Source organism: Pseudomonas sp. I8001 (genome assembly GCF_013385345.1).
Classification (GTDB): Bacteria; Pseudomonadota; Gammaproteobacteria; order Pseudomonadales; family Pseudomonadaceae; genus Aquipseudomonas.
This window is the reverse complement of record NZ_JACAQC010000024.1, coordinates 273374-290989: the sequence shown is the minus strand read 5'-3', so window position 1 is coordinate 290989 and position 17616 is coordinate 273374. Positions and strand designations below refer to the sequence as shown.

Genomic DNA, 17616 nt, shown 5'->3' with positions numbered 1-17616 from the left:
TCAGCGCACCAGGCACGGCCGCTTGTTATCGAACGTCCAGCCCGGAATCATGAACTGCATCGCCACGCTGTCATTGCGCGCACCCAGGCCCATGCCTTTGTACAGTTCATGGGCGTGGGCCACGGCGTCCATGTCGATGTCCACGCCCAGGCCCGGTTTGGCCGGCACCTTGATGTGGCCGTCGACAATCTTCAGCGGAGCCTTGGTCAACCGCTGGCCGTCCTGCCAGATCCAGTGGGTGTCGATGGCCGTGATTTCCCCCGGCGCGGCGGCGGCCACCTGGGTGAACATCGCCAGTGAAATGTCGAAGTGATTATTGGAGTGCGAGCCCCAGGTCAGGCCCCATTCGTGGCACATCTGCGCCACGCGCACCGAGCCCTGCATGGTCCAGAAGTGCGGATCGGCCAGGGGAATATCCACGGACTGCAACTGGATCGCATGCCCCATTTCCCGCCAGTCGGTGGCGATCATGTTGGTGGCGGTGGGCAGCCCGGTGGCACGGCGGAATTCGGCCATGACTTCGCGCCCGGAGTAACCGTTTTCCGCGCCGCAAGGGTCTTCGGCATAGGCCAGCACATGATGCTGGTCGCGGCACAGGGCGATGGCTTCTTTGAGTGACCAGGCGCCGTTGGGGTCCAGGGTGATGCGCGCATCGGGGAAGCGTTCGGCCAGTGCAGTCACCGCCTCGATTTCGTCGCCGCCGCGCAGTACGCCGCCTTTGAGCTTGAAGTCATTGAAGCCGTATTGCGCCTTGGCCGCCTCTGCCAGACGCACGATGGCTTCGGGCGCCATGGCCTGTTCATGACGCAGGCGGAACCATTCTTCGGCATCGTCTTCACTGCGATAGGCCAGGTCGGTCTGCTGGCGATCACCGATGTAGAACAGGTAGCCGAGCATCTTCACCGCGTCGCGCTGCTGGCCTTCGCCGAGAAGGGCCGCCACCGGGACTTCGAGGAATTGGCCGAGCAAATCCAGGAGTGCCGCTTCCATCGCCGTGACGGCATGGATGGTGATGCGCAGGTCAAACGTCTGCAAACCCCGGCCCGCCGAATCCCGCGCGGCGAAGGTCTGGCGCATGGCATTGAGAATGCTCTGGTACTGGCCGATGGGCTTGCCGATCACCAGGCTGCGGGCGTCTTCCAGGGTCTCGCGGATGCGTTCGCCGCCGGGTACCTCACCGACGCCGGTACGGCCGGCGCTGTCGGTAAGGATCACGATATTGCGCGTGAAAAACGGCCCGTGGGCGCCGCTGAGGTTGAGCAGCATGCTGTCGTGGCCGGCCACCGGGATGACTTGCAGGCCGGTAACGACCGGGGCGCTGTTGGCGTGGTGCTGGTGTTCTGTGTTCATCGTGTAGTCCTTATTTGCTCAAGACGGGGGCGGGTTGCAGCACGCTGCTGGTGGTCGGGCCGGGCAGTGTCCTGGCGAAAAACACCAGGATGGCCGCAAGGATCGAAGTGCCCGCCAGGCCATACAAACCGCCCTGGATCGAGCCGGTGGTCTGTTCCAGGAAACCAAAGGTGGTGGGCGCGACAAACCCGCCGAGGTTGCCGATGGAGTTGATCAATGCGATCACCGCTGCGGCGATGCGTGCATCCAGGTAACCCTGGGGAATCGGCCAGAACAGCGAGGACGCCGACTTGAAGCCGATCGCCGCGAAGCAGATGGCGATAAAGGCAAAGATCGGCCCGCCGGTCGTGGAGAGGAACATGCCGACGGCGGCGATCAACAGTGCCGCAGCGACCCATGCTTGCTGGAACTTGAATTTGCCTGCCAGTGCCGCGAAGGAGTACATCGCGATGATCGAGATCAACCACGGGATGGAGTTGTAGAAGCCCACCTGGATGTCGCTCAGGTCGCCCATCTTTTTGATGATGCTCGGCAACCAGAAAGTGGCGGCATAGATCGTCAGTTGGATGCAGAAATACAGGGCGCAGAACAGCATGATCTGACGGTCCTTGAGCAGCTTGCCCAGGGTCGGCTTGACCGTGGTGGCGGCGTCACGCTCGCGCTGTTCGCGGTCGATCTCGCCCACCAGCGCATCCTTTTCTTCAAGGCTGAGCCACTTGGCGTCATGGGGCTTGGAGTCCAGCCAGAACCACACGAAAAAGCACAGCAGCACCGAGGCCATGCCTTCGATGATGTACATCCACTGCCAGCCATGCAGGCCCAGCCCGGTGATTTGCAGCAGCACGCCGGACAAGGGGCCGGAGATCAGCGAGGCGAGGGCCGAGCCGCTGAGGAAGATTGCAATCGCCTTGCCGCGTTCGACGCCGGGCAACCAGCGAGTGAAGTAGTAGATCACCCCGGGAAAGAAGCCCGCTTCGGCCACGCCCAGCAGAAAGCGCAGGATGTAGAAGTGGGTTTCGTTCTGAATGAAGGCCATCAATGTGGCGGTGATGCCCCAGGTGAACATGATGCGGGTCAGCCAGATGCGCGCGCCGACTTTTTGCAGGAGCATGTTGGACGGCACTTCGAACAGCGCGTAGCCGATGAAAAACAACCCGGCACCGAAGCCGTAGGCGGCCGCACCAATGCCCAGGTCGTGCTCCATATGGGTACGCACAAAGCCGATGTTGACGCGGTCGATGTAGTTGACGATGAACATGATCACGAACAGTGGGAGCACATGGCTCTTCACCTTCTTGATCGCGCGGGCCAGGACCGGGTCGGTGGCAGGCGCAGCTGTCGCAGGGCTGGAAGGGGTCACGAGGTCAAACTCCCACTGATTATTGTTGTGCGGGGACGTATTTGGGTTGCCAGAGATGTCAGACAACTTGATAGACATCATACAACTGCATTTTCAAAGATGGCAACCCTCTGTAGGAGCGAGCTTGCTCGCGAAAATCGTCAACGATTGCGCGGTTTTGTGCAATGTTTGCGCTGCGACGGGGTTTTTCGCGGGCAGGTTCGCTCCTACAGGTATTTGTTTGTTGTCATACAAGTTGGCTCGTCTAAGAATGCTAGTATTGCCAGGCGCCCCAGAACGGAATTCCTGATGCAAAACCCCAGCTCGGCACCTCATCGCAAGCGCTCCCCGGGCCTTGCCCACGACATCGTCACCGCATTGACCCAGCAGATTCTCCTGGGACAGATGGCGCCGGGTGAGAAGCTGCCATCCGAGTCCGCTATCGTGGGCGAGTACGGCGTCAGTCGCACGGTGGTGCGCGAAGCGCTTTCCAAATTGCAGGCCGCCGGGCTGGTGGAAACCCGCCACGGTGTCGGCACCTTTGTGCTGGAGCGTGACGAGCGCCACGGCCTGCACCTGACCCACGACACCGCAGCGAGCGTGCGCGGCATTCTTGAACTGCGCATGGGCCTGGAAACCCAGGCAGCCGCCCTGGCGGCCTTGCGCCGTACCGATGAACAACTGCAGCAGATGCGCCAGGCACTGGATGATTACCAGGATTCACTGGCCAATAACGACAGTGCCGTTGAGCCTGACGTGCGCTTCCATCGCCTGATCGCCCAGGCCACCGGCAACACCTATTTCACCGACGTGATTTATCACCTGGGCCACTCGGTAATCCCACGCACCCGGATCAATGCCGAGGAACGCGGCGACGCGGACCTGATGGCGCTGGGGCGCCTGGCGAACCTTGAGCACGAGGCGATCCTGAAAGCCATCCGCCGCCAGGACCCGGACGCGGCCCGGGCCGCCATGCTGTTGCACTTGAGCAACAGCCTGGAGCGGATGACAGGAGAGTAGGCGGGGCTATTTGCTGTCCAGGAAGTCCAGCAGCGCGGCATTGAACAGCGTCGGGTCCTGCAGGAATGCGAAGTGGCTGGTGTTCGGCAGAATCAGCAGGCCCGCTCCCGGAATGGTCGCCGCGATGTATTCGGTGTGTTCTCGCTTGATCGCCTCATCGTGGTCGCCGTCGACAATCAGGATCGGAGTCTTGATGGACGCCAGTTGCGCGTCGGTCCAGTTGGGTTGGCTGGCCCACATATGGCTGATCTGCTCGACGAAGGCGTCGTACTCTTTTGGCGTCGGCGAGTGCCTGGCGTACTCCTTGCCGGCGCGCTCGATGAAGGCGGCGAAGGTCGGATTTTTCTCTACGCCATCCTTGACCCCGGAGGTCTGGGTGTTGGCGGCAAAGGCAAACACCTTGCCGATACGGTCGGGATGGCGCAGGGCAAGATCGATACCGATGATTGCGCCGTCGCTCCAGCCGACGATATCGGCGCGGGGGATTTTCAGGCTGTCGAGTACGGCGACCACATCATCGGCCATCAAGTCGTAACCGAAGGGGTTCTCGTCCCGGGAACTGCGCCCGTGGCCACGGCTGTCGAGGCTGATGACCGTGTGTTTGGCGGCCAGCGCCTTGACCTGGTTGCCCCAGTAATCGGAATTGGACAGGCCACCGTGCAGCAGGATGACCGGCGAACCATGCCCGGTCTTGGTGTAGTAGACCTTGATGCCATTGACGGCGGCATAGCCGGTCTTGGCCCCCGCAATCGGCGCCGGGGTGGGCGGAAGGGTTTCCCAGCGTTCCGCGGCCTGAACCCCGGAGAGGGACAGCAACAGGCAGGCAGCTGCCAATAAGCGACGTGACATGACGATTCCTTTTTTGTGAGCAGGTTGAGGTCATCCGGCCAGATGTGCGCTCGACTCTAGCACCGTGCCTACCTTGGGAAACACGCATTTTTTCCTATCAAAAACGCCCTTTGGAAAGAGAAAAATACAGTTATATCAATGGAATAAATTTGTCTTTTGCAGCGGGTGGGCTAAGGGTTTCAACTGATGGTTTTTTCGGTCATTCCCGGCAGGGGCATTTTCTTCAATACCGCGATCCATCTTCTCCTTAAGGTTCAGCTCATACCCGCACAACAAAAAGGAATTGCAATGAGCTTGATCATTTCCATGGCCGCTTTCGCTTTGGCCACTTCCATCACGCCGGGACCGGTGAATGTGGTGGCCATCAGTTCGGGGGCGCGCTTTGGGTTTGCCGCCAGCCAGAAGCATGTAGCCGGGGCCGCGCTGGGGTTCACCTTGCTGCTGGTGCTGATTGGCCTGGGGCTGCATGAGGTGCTGGTGCGCTGGCCGCTGCTGACGCAGTTGATTCAATGGGGCGGGGTGGCCTTCCTGTTGTACATGGCCTGGAAACTGGCCGTGGACGATGGGCGCCTGGACGCTGAAGGCACGGCCGCGGCGCCGTCGATGCTCTATGGGGCGATCATGCAATGGCTCAACCCCAAGGCCTGGCTGGCGTGTGTGGCAGGCATGGGGCTGTTTGTCGCCGATGGCGATGCGCAGCAAGTCTGGCTGTTTGCGACGATCTACCTGGTGATCTGCTACCTGTCGGTGGCGTGCTGGGCGTACGCCGGGACGTTCCTGCGCCGCTACCTGAGCAATCCCCAGGGCATGCGCCTGTTCAATCGCTCGATGGCCGCCTTGTTGGTGGCCAGCGTGGGGTATCTGCTGCTGGCCTGAGTCAGCCGCGATATTGCCCGGGCGTCGCCGCCAGGTGCTGTTTGAACGTGCGCTGGAAATGCGCCTGATCAGAAAAGCCGGCCGCCAGTGCGACGTCGGCGATCAACTGGCCGCTGCGCAACTGGGTGCGGGCAAACTGAATACGGCGATTGACCAGGAATGCGTGGGGCGTCATGCCGTAATACTGCTTGAACGCACGAATCAGGTACGACGGCGACAGTTCAGCCGCCTGGCAAATGTCTTCGAGCTTCAGGGCCTCGGTGCAATGTTCGCGGATATAGTCGGCGGCCCGCTCCAGCTTGTGATTGACCTCGCGCACCGGGGTCTCCGACGGGTTGAGGCGTTGTTGCACCTCGGTGAAAAAACTCACCACCGCACTCTGCTTGTGCAGGTGTTCGGCGTGGTTGTCCACCAGCACCTCATACAGCTCGTTCAGCCCGCGGTACAGCGCGACATCCGTGGTGTGGGTGGCGGTGAACGGACGAAAGTCCTGGTCCTTGCTGAAACCCAACTGGTGCTGCAGGTCGGTCAGCCAGGCCGTATCGATATACAGCATGTGATAGGACCAGGGCAGATCATCAATGGGGTTGCAGGCGTGGACATCCCCGGGATTCATCAAGACCACGGTGCCGGTGCTGATCTTGAAGGTCGATGCCCCATGGATGTACAGGCTCTGCCCGGCCGTGATCGCGCCGATGGAAAAGTGCTCGTGGGCGTGGCGGGTGTAGCAGACCTTCCGCCCGTCGGCGATGGTGCGAGCCTCAATGAACGGCAGGCGTTCGTCGCGCCAGAAGGAAGGGGCAGTCGGTTCGAGGGGCGATCGCATCACTACAAGTCTCACCGGGAAACAATGCAGTGAATGATTACACAGAAACCGGCCTGCAACGTTTCATTTCATGGTTTCGGGTTCCATTCTGCGCAGGAAGCCGATCCGCGGATCTACGCCGTTGATGGCGTCTGCCAGGGAAAGGGGTTGCTTCGCCGCCGCTCGCGCCTCATCGGCGCCTACCAGCAAGTGCTGGTCAATCACGATGCTGGCAATGGCCAGGCTGCGTGGCGAGGTGAAGGTGTTGGGTACCACAGGGCTCGGCCCATAGACGGCAGGCAGCTCGGCAAAACGTTGGGCAATGACCGTCGCGTGTTGCTGCCCGTTGGGAATGGTGCCGCGCGCGTACGCTGACCAATCGATCGGCAGCGGGCTGCCTTGGGTATTGCCGGTGCGCAGGGCCTGTTCGAATATTTGCAGGGTCAGGCCCGGTAATGGGGCAACCTTCAGTTGCTTTGGGAGAAATTCGTAGAAGCGCTTGTCGCCGGCGTACCTGCACAACACCAGCACCCCGAATCTCCCGATGCCCGATGTCTGCCCGCCAGCACTGGTGCGTGACGTTTGCAGGCGATGGAATTCCAGGCTGCCATATTCCATGCCTTTACGGCTAAGCAGGGGCAGTTGTGACATCCAATACACGATCGACTGTAGCAGCGCGGCGCGCACCGCCGTGTAGCGCTTCTCGAACTCGGCCGCGAAAGTGGAATGGATTGACCCCAACTCATCGAACCGTGACGCCATGCTGGCGAAATCAACGTCCTTGAGGGTCGAGCGCCATTGCGTTGTGCCTTTGGTCAGCTTGCCTGCCATGTGCAACTGAACCAGGGAAACGGCGGTATTGGCGGCGATATCCGGCTCCGAGCGGTTACCAGGCCTAGCCTGCCATTGTATGACCATTCGCTCCAGATCGGTGCTACCGGCAAACACCCGCTGAAGATCCTGCAAGGCTATCTCATACAGGCTGGTATGCCCGTTCTTCTTCAACTCGGAACTGATCTGCAACTGGTTGAGCTGCTCGTTCAACGCGGCAATGGCGCGATTCTTCTGCGTGGTACTGTGCCCATCAACGTTTTTGGCCAGTACTCCGTTGGCCACGGCCCAGTCGACGATCGGCAGACTGCCTCGGCGAACCCGGCGGGAGGGCATGATGAAGTAGATCACCGCCATGAAGTCGGTGAAGCGCATGGCCCGTGATGCACCCGGTGTTTCAGCTTCGATCAGGTCCACGTATTGCTTGAAATGTACCCAGGTATGGGAACTCATGTACGACACCTCATCAGGGATGTCCCGCACCAGGAATTCCGGGGCGATGCCCGCCAGCAACAGGTGCGCGGCCATGGGTACGGCGCTGGTGCGCAGGACCTTGAACTGGACCATGGCTTCTACGGCGTTACGGACTTCATGGAAGGTCAGGCCCCAGTTGTAGGAATCGGTCAGGTCATAGCCGGCGACAGTGGCCCGCTGCTTACCAGCATTCGCGTCCAGGCTGAGAATCAGTGCGGCAAACAACAGTGCGTTTCTGCTGGCACGGGTGTTTGCAGCGCTGGCGTGTTCACCGTACCAGCCCACGGTTTCCGATAGCCGCGCGGCCAGTGCCTGGGCCGGGGGCGATGCCAATAGTTGGTGCAGCAGCAGATCAGCCTCGGCGCGCACCTGGTCACGGTTTTTTTCGCCGACGATTGTTTCGCTCAGGTAGTCGAACAGTTTTACGTCCTGGTTGGGCAGGAAGGCGGCGACGGTCTGCAGCACCTGTTTGCGTTGCGCCGCCAGCAGTGGCATCACCTGCAATGCCCGCCAGTAGTTGCCGTGGCGTGGCTGTTTGGTTGTCGGGATGCGCAGGATGCGTGCCGTGGCATGGGCTTCGTCACGGGTAGCCGGTAGCGCCATCTGGTAGAGGTTGAGTAACTGGCGCAAGCTGACCTGGCCATTGGTGCTGATGCGCCCGCCGGATTGGCGGGCCAGTTCCAACAGGGGTTCGGCCATCGAGGTCAGGCTTGAAAGCGGTGTGTCCGCACGGGTGAGTACCTTGGGCGCATCGTCCAGCGCGTAACCACTGAGTTCGCCGTCCGCGTTCAGTACATACACCCGGGCAAGGTTGAATTGGCGGGTGGCGCTCACGCGTTGAAAGGCCGATTCCTGGCGCAAACCTGCGAGCAGTTGCGCCCCTTTGTCCACCAGAGTGGCAAAGGGCGAGTCAGCCGCCAGGTTGAACGTCATGTCCAGGGTGCTAGTGAGCTGCGTATCGAGGGTGATCGACTTGAGTGCTGCTTGCATGGTGTAACGGTCATTGAGGACTGCGATATGGCGCATGTGTTTGCTGACGGCCACCAACGAGTGGGCGGCCGAGCTGACATAGGGAAACGTCGCTGCGCTGGTGGCGCGCAGTTGTTCCACCAGGACCTGAACGTCCCCTGCACTGGCAGGACGGGGTAGCCGATACACCGTCATCAGCGCGGCCAGGCTGAGGCTGGCGTCCGGCAATATGTCGGTATGGGCGAGATTGGCCAGGCGCTCCAGCTCATCCCATTGCTGATTCAGCGCTGAGTTGTTGGAGCGATCCAGAGGTGAGGTATTGGCCTCGCGGCCGTCGGTCACGGCGATCACTACTTTTTGGTCGACGGAATAGCGGTAAGTGGGGGCAGCGCCTTGACTGGCAGGGTTGAGGCTCGCGAACTCTTCTCCCTGCGTCACGGCGTAAAGCAGCTGTGCCGCGTACTTTAAGGTGCTCGACAACATTGAGTCCGAGTCCAGCGTGCATCGTTGCAGGTAGAGCTGCAGCCAATCGAAAGGCGGGCTGCCGTTTGTACTTTGTTCCAGGAGCGTCTGCAGCGCATCGGCCAGTTGTTGGTAATCCCGCTGCTCCTCGGTCAAGCGCTTGCGCAGGGTGGATTTGAGCCGCCCGCTTTCATCGACACCGGGCAGCGTGTCGAGGGTATGGATCTCTTCGAGAATCACCTGAGCCTGCAAATGATTGGTCGGTACCGGGTAGCCATAGAAGGGCAATGCCAGGTTCAGAGGCAGTGTCCTCGAATGAGGTTCGACGAGGTTTTCCATGAATGGCAAGCCGGCGTTGACCGTATCGATAATCTGCACCACCTCCAGGATCGGATTCGCGACGCGCCACCAATCAGAGTCTTTGTCCAGGGTGAAGGTGTACGGTGTTTTGACCGTGCCTTCCAGGATCGTGGCCTGCAGATCGCCGCCCCGAAACACCAGGCTCGCCAGTTCCAGGTCATGGCGTGAGGCCCACTCACGGAAGGCCGGGCGGCCGATGGCGTCACAGAAGAGCCGCACCCAGCGACCGAGCATGGTATTTTCCGGCACGCTGATCAAGATGGGTTCGGTTGCCGGGGTGGTGCCTTGGGCAACCAGTCTGATCAAACCGGCGATCAGTTCGGCGATCAGCACTTGATCGTCCTTGAGGCGCAATGCCTGGTGCTTGATCAGGTCCAGGGCGGAGGGAGAAATATTCTTCAACAGGTGGGACAGAAAGGGTAAGTCATCCATGGCGTTCAGGCTCTGTGCAAGGTCGCCCACGTGCTATGGGCGACCGGAGCCTGCATCGTCGGATGGGCCGGGCCAGAACAAAAGACGTACCTTCCTGACGGGGTGTAGCCCGAGTCGACTGCCGTTGCGGGCGCTACGGCAGTCTGGCGTTTGGGCTCAAAAATCCCAGCGGGTCGCCAATTGCAGGCTGCGCGGCTCGCCGTAGAAGCCAGTGCCGAAGTTGCCCAGGCCGGTGTAGTACTTTTTGTCGAACAGGTTCTTCACGTTCAACGTGGTGCTCAGGTGCTCGTTGAAGCGGTAGCGCGCCATCACGTCCACCAGGAAGTAGCTGTCCTGGGTAATGCGTGAGTTGTGGCCGAAATTCACCGAGTCGTTGGGATCGGGCTGGAACACATTGCCGAAGAACTCGCTCTGCCAATTCACGCCGCCACCCACGGTCAGGTTCTCCAGGGCGCCGGGCAGCCGATAGGTGTTGAACAACCGCACCACTTGCTGGGGCGTGGTGGTTTGCAGCACAGAGCCATAGACGTAATCGCCGTTGGCGTCACGGCTGTGCTGGTAGGTGTAGCCCGCCGAGACGTTCCAGCCGTCCAGCACTTCACCGGCCAGTTCGACTTCAAAGCCCTTGGTGGTGGCGCCGGCAATCGGGCGATATACCGAGTCGGTCTCAAACCCGGAAACGTACTGCGCAACGTTGTCCTGTTCGATGCGGAATGCGGCGAAGCTGGCGTTCAGGCGGCCGTCGAAGAAAGCGGCCTTGAGCCCGGCTTCGTAGGTGTCGCCTTCAATCGGATCGAGCAACTTGCGGTCGGCGTCCTTGCTGTTTTGCGGTTTGTAGATCTTGGTGTAGCTGGTGTACACCGACCAGATGTCATTCAGGTCGTAGACGATACCGGCATAGGGCGTGACGACGCCGGTCTGGCGGTAGGTGAAACGGTTGTCGGCCTTGGTCGGGTCGTAGAAGTCGGTGTTGTCGGTGCCGCTGAAGTTGCTGACGCGGGTACCCAGGATCACCGACAGGTCATCGGTGGGTCTCAAGCGCGTGGCCAGGTACGCGCCGGTCTGGCGTTGCACGATGTCGTTCTGGCCGCTGCGGGGAATGTCAGGCTTCGGGTATTCGCCGCGCCAGTCGTAAATGCTGCCGCCCACGGGCGGGTAGATCGAGCCGTACACCGGCACGTCCTGCTTCGAGCGGGTGGCCATGAAGCCCATGATCAATTCATGCTCGCGCCCGAACAGGCTGAAGGGGCCATTGAGGTTGATGTCCAGGGTGTTTTGCACCTGGTCACCCTTGTATTTGCCCATGAACATGTACATCCCGTTGCCCGTGACCGGGTCCGGGTTGCCGCCGCTGGCGGAGGCGAGCAGGGTGTCGTGCTGGCTGCGCTTGCGGTCAAGGCTGACTTTCAGCGACCAGTCGTTCGCGAGCTTTTGTTGCACCGAGGCAAACAGGGTCTGGTTCTGGAAGTCGCGGCGGCTCCAGTCGGCGGCCGGGTTGAAGGACCGCGAGAAGTCGGTGCGTGAACCGTTGCTGAAGTACATCGGGAAACCGGTCCAGCTGGCGCCACGGGAGCGGGTGTCCTGCTGGTCGATGCCGAAGGTCAGCAGGGTGTCCGGCGTCAGGTCCGCTTCGAGGATGCCGTAGGCGATATCCTTGGTGTTCTGGTAGTGGTCCAGGTACGACTGACGATCCTGATACACGCCGACGAAGCGCCCGCGCACGTTGCCGGAGTCGGTCAAAGGCCCGGAAATATCGCCTTCGGTGCGGTAGTTGTCCCACGAGCCGAAGGTCTGGGTGACCGAGGCCTTGAAATCCCGGGTGGGCTTTTTGCGAATCAGGTTGACCGTGGCCGAAGGATCGCCGGAGCCGGACATCAGGCCCGCTGAACCCTTGATGATTTCCAGGCGGTCATACACCGCCATGTCGGTGCTGGTGGTGCCATAGTCATACACGCCGTCGTAGGTGGAGTTGACCCCGTCGTACTGGAAATTGGTGATCGGCAGGCCGCGGCTGGAAAACTCCCAGCGTTCGCTGTCGTAATTCTGCACGCTCACACCGGGCGCACGGCGCAGGGTGTCGGCGATGCTGGTGGAGCCTTGGTCGTCCATTTGTTGGCGGGTGATCACTGTTACCGACTGCGGCGTCTCGCGCATCGACAGCGCCAGGCCGGTGGCCGAAGCCATGGCGCCGGTGGTGTAGGAGTGCGTATCTTCGGTGGTGGCGCCCAGGCCTTCGCCGGAGATGGTGGTGGCGCCCAGTTCCAGGGCGCCGGTGTTGGCCGGGACCAACTCCAGCACGTAGCCGTTGTTGCCCTGGGGCACGGCCTGCAAGCCGCTGCCTTGCAACAGCCGTTGCAAACCGCTGGCCGGGGTGTAGCTGCCGTTGAGGCCCGGGCTGGTTTTGCCGCTGGCCAGGCTGTTGTGGCCGGCGAAAAAGATCCCGGACTGCTCGGCGAAGCTGTTCAGCACGTTGACCAACGAACCCGCGGCGATGGTGTAGTGGCGGGCCGTTTCCTGAGTCGACGGTGACTCGGCGGCTTGCGCGTCGAGCGCGCCCAGGCACAACAACGTAGCAGTAACGGCCAGCGCCAGCGGGCGCAAAGTGAAGCGAACGGGTTGCGACATGAACATTCCCTTTGGATCAAATCGATCGGCGAATTGAAAGCATCTGCAGGGTTTACCGAACGAGTTTTGGAAAAGGGAACTGACGGCTGAAAGTTTTTATGCGCCTGGGTGTTTGGGCCTGACCGTGACCCACCAGGGCATGAGCGTGTCGACCTGAATCGGCAGCGCGGCCTGTAGCAGGCGCAGTGCGTGGTCGCTGTCTTTGAGGGGGAACGAACCCATCACCGGCAATTGCGCCACGGCTGGATCACAACCCAGGTGGCCGGGGCGAAAACGATTGAGTTCGGCGACCAGTTGGCCAAGCGGCAGGTTGTCGGCCAGCAGTACGCCACGGCTCCAGGCCTCACGGGTGGCGGATGCGGGTGAACGGAGATTGAACCCATCGCGGGTGAAGGCCACTTGTTGCCCGGCCTCGATGATTCGTTGTTGCTGGCTGGCGGCGGTGCGCACTTCGACCCGACCTTCAAACACATTGAGCACGGTGCTGTCGCCGTCCTGCAACACGCTGAAGCGGGTGCCCAGGGCGCGCAGGCGGCCCTGTTGAGTCTCCACCAGGAACGGGCGGTTCGGGTCCTTGGCGGTCTCGATCAGCACCTCGCCGAAGCGCAGGTGCAGCAAGCGCTGGACCCGGTCAAAACGTACATCCAGGGCGCTCAAGGCGTTCAGCCACAGGCGGCTGCCATCGTCCAGCAGCGCTTCGCGGGTTTCACCGCCGGCGGTTGCGTAATCCGCACTCCAGCCTCCCACCAACCGGGGCAGGGCGGTGTTGCGCCAGGTGCCCCAGGCCAGCGTTGAACCGGCACACAGCGCCAGCAGGGTCTTGAGCGTCTGGCGCCGAGAGCTGCGCAACGCACGGCTGGCGCTGTGGGATTGCTCGGCCAACGGCGCAAAGCGTTGGCTGACCCGTTCTACATAGCCCCAGGCGGCCTGGTGTTCCGGACTTTGCCCGAGCCATGCCTGCCAGTGTTGGGCAGCCTCTGGCTGATCCTGCAGGCGTACGTACCATTGGGCCGCTTGCTCAAGGCTGGCATGGCTGAGCTTTCCGGGGCTGTTCACTCCACGAGCATCCCGTCCAGTTCGGCTTCCAGCACCGCACAATGCAGCAGCGCCTGGGCCAGGTATTTTTTCACCATCCGTTCGCCTACCCCGAGCTGTTCGCCGATCTGCTTGTAGGGCGTACCGTGCAACTGCGCCAGCAGGAACGCTTCGCGCACCTTGTGGGGCAGCCGCGCGAGCATGGCGTCCACTTCGTACAGGGTTTCGACAATGATTGCCCGCTGCTCCGGCGACGGTTGCAGGGCTTGCGGCCGGTCCGCGAGGCTTTGCAGCCACGCTTGTTCCAGTTGGCGCCGACGCCAGTGATCAATGCACAACCCCCGGGCGATGGTGGCCAGGTAGGAGCGCTCCCGCGTCTCATCGGCGCCGGCCGGCGGGCGCTTGAGTACCCGGATGAAGGTGTCATGGGCCAGGTCCGCCGCATCCCAGCGATTGCTCAGGCGCCGGCGCAGCAGCCCCAGCAGCCAGGAATGGTGATTGCCGTAGAGGTCGCTGAACGAGGTGGACGGGGTCGACACAGTATCCATGTGGCGCAGAAGCCTTGGCGTAAATAAGAATTGGTCGCGATTAAACCAAAGGGCCGGGCACTGCGCAAATGATATTGGTTTGCTTTTGCGGCGTTGTCAGCGCCCACGCTTTTCGGCAATCCATGCGGTGGCCAGGTCGATAAAGGCCCGCAGTTTCGGTTGGCTCTGGGTTCGGGCGGGGAAATACAGGTACAGCCCGCTGCTTGGCGGTACGAAAGATTGCAGCACGGGCTCCAGTGCGCCTGAAGCCAGGTCCTCCATGACCTCGAAATCACTCACGTACGCCAGGCCCTGGCCGGCCCGCGCGGCGGCGATCATCAGGTTGCGGTCATTGACGATCAACCCGCCTTGAACGCCGACCGTAAATTCCCGGCCCGCCCGCTCGAATTCCCAGCGGTGTGCCATGCCCGAGGTCAGGAAGCGATAACCGATGGTTTGATGGGTCGTGAGCGCTTCCGGCGTTGTCGGCTTGCCGGCCTTGGCAAAGTAGGCGGGAGAGCCCACCACCGACCAGTTCAGGTCCGGGGTCAGGCGCACGGCAACCATGTCTTTGTCGATGGATTCCCCCAGGCGAATACCGGCGTCGAAGCCCTCGGTCACCAGGTCCACCGTGGCATCGTCGAGGGAAATATCCAGCACCACATCGGGGAAGGCCTCGCGAAAACGCGGGATCAACGGCTCGATCAGCAACTTGCCCGACAACCTTGGCACCGTCAGCCGCAGGGTGCCCATGGGCCGGTCGCGGTAGCCACTGAGGGCCGCCAGCGCTTCGTCAATCTCCCCGGCGGCGGGGCGCAGGCGGCTGTAAAGCGTCATGCCGGCCTCGGTCAGCGCCACCCGGCGCGTGGTGCGCTGGAACAGCACCACACCCGTGCGCTTCTCCAGGGTCTTCACCGCATGGCTGACCGCCGTCGGTGTTACGCCGAGGCGTGCAGCGGCTTGGGTGAAGCTCTTCAGTTCGGCCACGGCGAGAAATTCGGTCAAGCCATTGAAGGGATCAAGGTTCATCAGTCAGCCATTATGAAATTCTGTTTCAGAGTGCTTGTAGCATGAGACGGTTTTTCAGGCTAATGCCTCAGCGTACTTTGGCTTCACATTCACTCCATCAGGTACGGATCATGACAACGGCACATTCCTTCAAGCGTGTTTGGCTGGTAACCGGGGCTTCCCGGGGCATCGGCGCGAAAATCGTCGCGGCAGCACTGGCCCACGGTGATGCGGTGGTGGCCACGGCCCGCAACGCCCATACCGTCACCCAACGCTTCGGCGAGCAACCCGGGCTGCTGGCGGTGCAGCTGGACGTGACCGACGAATCCCAGGCTGCCGACGTTGCCCGTGCCGCCATTGAGCACTTCGGGCGCATTGATGTGTTGGTCAACAATGCCGGTTTTGGCCTGCTGGGCGCGGTGGAGGAGGCGTCTGCCGATGAGGTTCGCCGCTTGTATGAAACCAACGTGTTCGGGCTGCTCAATGTCACTCGCGGTGTATTGCCGTTCATGCGCCAGGCGCGCAGCGGGCATGTGATCAATATTTCGTCGGTGGGCGGCTTCCGTTCGGGTGCGGGATTCGGCACGTACTGCTCGACCAAGTTTGCCGTTGAAGGGTTGAGCGAGGCGCTGCACGCAGAGCTGGCACCCTTGGGCGTCAAGGTGACGGTGGTGGAGCCGGGTTATTTCCGCACCGACTTCCTGGATGGCAACTCCCTGGTGGAGTCGCCCCTGATCATCGACGACTACGCCGCCACGTCCGGCGAGGTGCGCAAGCTGGCCAAGGTCTACAACCAGCAGCAACCGGGTAACCCGGAGCTGCTGGCAGTGGCCATGATCAAGCTGGTGGACGCGCCGCATCCGCCGATGCGCCTGGCCCTGGGCACCGACACGTTGCAGGCGATTGAGGACAAGCTGGCCTACGTCAAGGAAGAGACCGCCGCCTGGCGTGAACTGTCGGCCTCAACCGATTTCTGACACCCAATGGCGTAGCAGCTGTCGAGCCGCCGCTTCGCTGGGGCTCGACAGCTGCTACGGTGGTTCTACTGCTAGGGGCCGGGCACCAAAAACGCCGCCTCCAGCAGCTGCCGGGTGTAGGCATGCTGGGGGTTGGCGAAGATCGCGGGTGCATCTCCCTGTTCAACCGCCTGCCCGTGTTTTACCACCATCAGTTGGTGACTCAAGGCCTTGACCACCGCCAGGTCGTGGCTGATGAACAGGTAGGTCAGGTTGTACTTGGCCTGCAGGTTGCGCAGCAGTTCCACCACCTGGCGCTGCACGGTACGGTCGAGGGCCGAGGTCGGCTCATCCAGCAAAATCAGCCGGGGCTTGAGCACCAGTGCGCGGGCAATAGCGATGCGCTGGCGTTGGCCGCCGGAAAATTCGTGGGGGTAGCGATTGCGGGTTTCCGGGTCCAGGCCCACTTCCTTCAGCGCGGCGATAATCGCCGCTTCCTGCTCGGCGGCAGTGCCCATCTTGTGGATACGCAGGCCTTCGCCGACGATCTCGCTCACGCACATGCGCGGGCTCAGGCTGCCGAACGGGTCCTGGAACACCACCTGCATTTCCCGGCGCAGTGGGCGCACCTGTTGCTGGCTGAGCTTGTCCATCTGATGGCCTTCGAAGCGAATGCCACCCTTGCTCGCAATCAGCCGCAAAATTGCCAGGCCCAGGGTGGATTTGCCCGAGCCGCTTTCACCGACGATGCCCAGCGTCTGGCCCTGGGGCAGGCTGAAGTTGATGCCATCCACCGCCTTGACGTAATCGACGGTATTGCGCAGGAAGCCTTTCTTGATCGGGAACCAGACCTTCAGGTCATCGACTTCCAGCAACGGTGGGCCGACTTCATTGGTGGCGGGGCCGCCGCTGGGTTCCGCTGCCAGCAGCTCCTGGGTGTATGAATGTCGGGGAGACTGGAACAGGGTTTCGCACTCGGCCTGTTCGACGATGCAGCCTTTTTGCATCACACATACCCGGTGGGCAATGCGCCTGACCAGGTTCAAGTCGTGGCTGATCAACAGCAAGGCCATGCCCAGGCGCGCCTGCAATTCCTTGAGCAGCTCCAGGATCTTCAGCTGCACGGTGACGTCGAGTGCCGTGGTCGGTTCGTCGGCGATCAGCAGTTCCGGCTCATTGGCCAGGGCCATGGCGATCATCACCCGCTGGCGCTGGCCGCCGGACAGCTCGTGGGGCAGGGCCTTGAGGCGTTTATGGGGCTCGGGGATGCCCACCAGTTCCAGCAACTCCAGGGTGCGTTTGGTGGCCACCTTGCCGGTAAGCCCCTTGTGCAGGCCGAGCACTTCGTTGATCTGCTTCTCGATGGAGTGCAGCGGGTTCAGCGAAGTCATCGGCTCCTGGAAAATCATCGCAATCCGGTTGCCGCGGATATGCCGGATGGTCTTTTCCTTCAGGGTCAGCAAATCGTGGTTGGCGTACTGGATCGTCCCCGACGGGTGACGCGCCAGCGGGTAGGGCAGCAGGCGCAAAATCGAGTGCGCCGTGACCGACTTGCCCGAGCCGCTTTCGCCCACCAGTGCCAGGGTTTCGCCGCGCTTGATATCGAAGCTGACGTTGTTCACCACCCGCTGGTGGCTGTTGCCTACGACGAACTCGACGGAGAGGTCGCGGACTTCGATCAGATTGTCCTGATTCATC

The 17616-nt window shown here is 61.7% G+C and carries 13 protein-coding genes; 3 read left to right on the top strand and 10 right to left on the bottom strand.

Annotation, left to right across the window (positions count from 1 at the left end; genetic code table 11):
* Together gudD and HX839_RS18030 are read right to left on the bottom strand one after the other, a co-directional pair.
* Positions 1-1350: a glucarate dehydratase gene (gudD, locus tag HX839_RS18035; protein WP_177067472.1), complete on the bottom strand. Its 1350-nt coding sequence runs from the start codon at positions 1348-1350 to the stop codon at positions 1-3.
* A gap of 10 nt (positions 1351-1360) precedes the next feature.
* The gene (locus HX839_RS18030; protein WP_177067471.1) at positions 1361-2710 is read right to left on the bottom strand and encodes an MFS transporter; all 1350 of its coding nucleotides are present in this window, start codon (positions 2708-2710) and stop codon (positions 1361-1363) included.
* 288 nt (positions 2711-2998) lie between these two features.
* Here HX839_RS18030 and HX839_RS18025 point away from each other — a divergent pair, with 288 nt between their 5' ends.
* Positions 2999-3709: a FadR/GntR family transcriptional regulator gene (locus HX839_RS18025; protein WP_003207438.1), complete on the top strand. Its 711-nt coding sequence runs from the start codon at positions 2999-3001 to the stop codon at positions 3707-3709.
* A gap of 6 nt (positions 3710-3715) precedes the next feature.
* Here HX839_RS18025 and HX839_RS18020 read toward each other — a convergent pair whose 3' ends face one another.
* Positions 3716-4558, bottom strand: coding sequence for an alpha/beta fold hydrolase (locus tag HX839_RS18020; protein ID WP_003207440.1), 843 nt, complete (start codon positions 4556-4558; stop codon positions 3716-3718).
* A gap of 288 nt (positions 4559-4846) precedes the next feature.
* On the opposite strand from HX839_RS18020, the gene HX839_RS18015 reads away from it, so the two are divergent.
* Complete coding sequence (locus HX839_RS18015; RefSeq protein ID WP_003207442.1) at positions 4847-5434, top strand: LysE family translocator; 588 nt, start codon at positions 4847-4849, stop codon at positions 5432-5434.
* A gap of 1 nt (position 5435) precedes the next feature.
* On the opposite strand, the gene HX839_RS18010 is transcribed toward HX839_RS18015, so the two are convergent.
* The 6 genes from HX839_RS18010 to HX839_RS17985 all read right to left on the bottom strand — a co-directional run bounded on the left by HX839_RS18010 (position 5436) and on the right by HX839_RS17985 (position 14983).
* Entirely contained in the window at positions 5436-6260 is an 825-nt protein-coding gene (locus tag HX839_RS18010; protein ID WP_003207444.1) for an AraC family transcriptional regulator, read from the bottom strand.
* Between the two features lie 63 nt (positions 6261-6323).
* A complete protein-coding gene (locus HX839_RS18005; protein WP_177067470.1) occupies positions 6324-9767 on the bottom strand; it encodes a hypothetical protein in 3444 nt (1147 codons plus the stop codon).
* 156 nt (positions 9768-9923) lie between these two features.
* Positions 9924-12392 (bottom strand): TonB-dependent siderophore receptor, encoded by a 2469-nt coding sequence (locus tag HX839_RS18000; RefSeq protein WP_371315636.1) that lies wholly within the window; start codon positions 12390-12392, stop codon positions 9924-9926.
* A 96-nt stretch (positions 12393-12488) separates the two neighbouring features.
* The gene (locus tag HX839_RS17995; RefSeq protein ID WP_177067468.1) at positions 12489-13448 is read right to left on the bottom strand and encodes a FecR domain-containing protein; all 960 of its coding nucleotides are present in this window, start codon (positions 13446-13448) and stop codon (positions 12489-12491) included.
* Positions 13445-13975 carry a sigma-70 family RNA polymerase sigma factor gene (locus tag HX839_RS17990; RefSeq protein ID WP_134326409.1) on the bottom strand — a complete coding sequence of 177 codons (531 nt, stop codon included), beginning with the start codon at positions 13973-13975 and terminating at the stop codon, positions 13445-13447. The genes HX839_RS17995 and HX839_RS17990 overlap by 4 nt, the downstream gene beginning before the upstream one ends.
* 96 nt (positions 13976-14071) lie before the next feature.
* A complete protein-coding gene (locus tag HX839_RS17985; protein WP_134326410.1) occupies positions 14072-14983 on the bottom strand; it encodes a LysR family transcriptional regulator in 912 nt (303 codons plus the stop codon).
* Between the two features lie 110 nt (positions 14984-15093).
* Here HX839_RS17985 and HX839_RS17980 point away from each other — a divergent pair, with 110 nt between their 5' ends.
* Positions 15094-15939, top strand: coding sequence for an oxidoreductase (locus tag HX839_RS17980; RefSeq protein ID WP_177067467.1), 846 nt, complete (start codon positions 15094-15096; stop codon positions 15937-15939).
* Positions 15940-16010: 71 nt separating this feature from the next.
* On the opposite strand, the gene HX839_RS17975 is transcribed toward HX839_RS17980, so the two are convergent.
* The gene (locus tag HX839_RS17975) at positions 16011-17615 is read right to left on the bottom strand and encodes an ABC transporter ATP-binding protein (RefSeq protein WP_134326412.1); all 1605 of its coding nucleotides are present in this window, start codon (positions 17613-17615) and stop codon (positions 16011-16013) included.
* Position 17616: the final 1 nt, after the last annotated feature.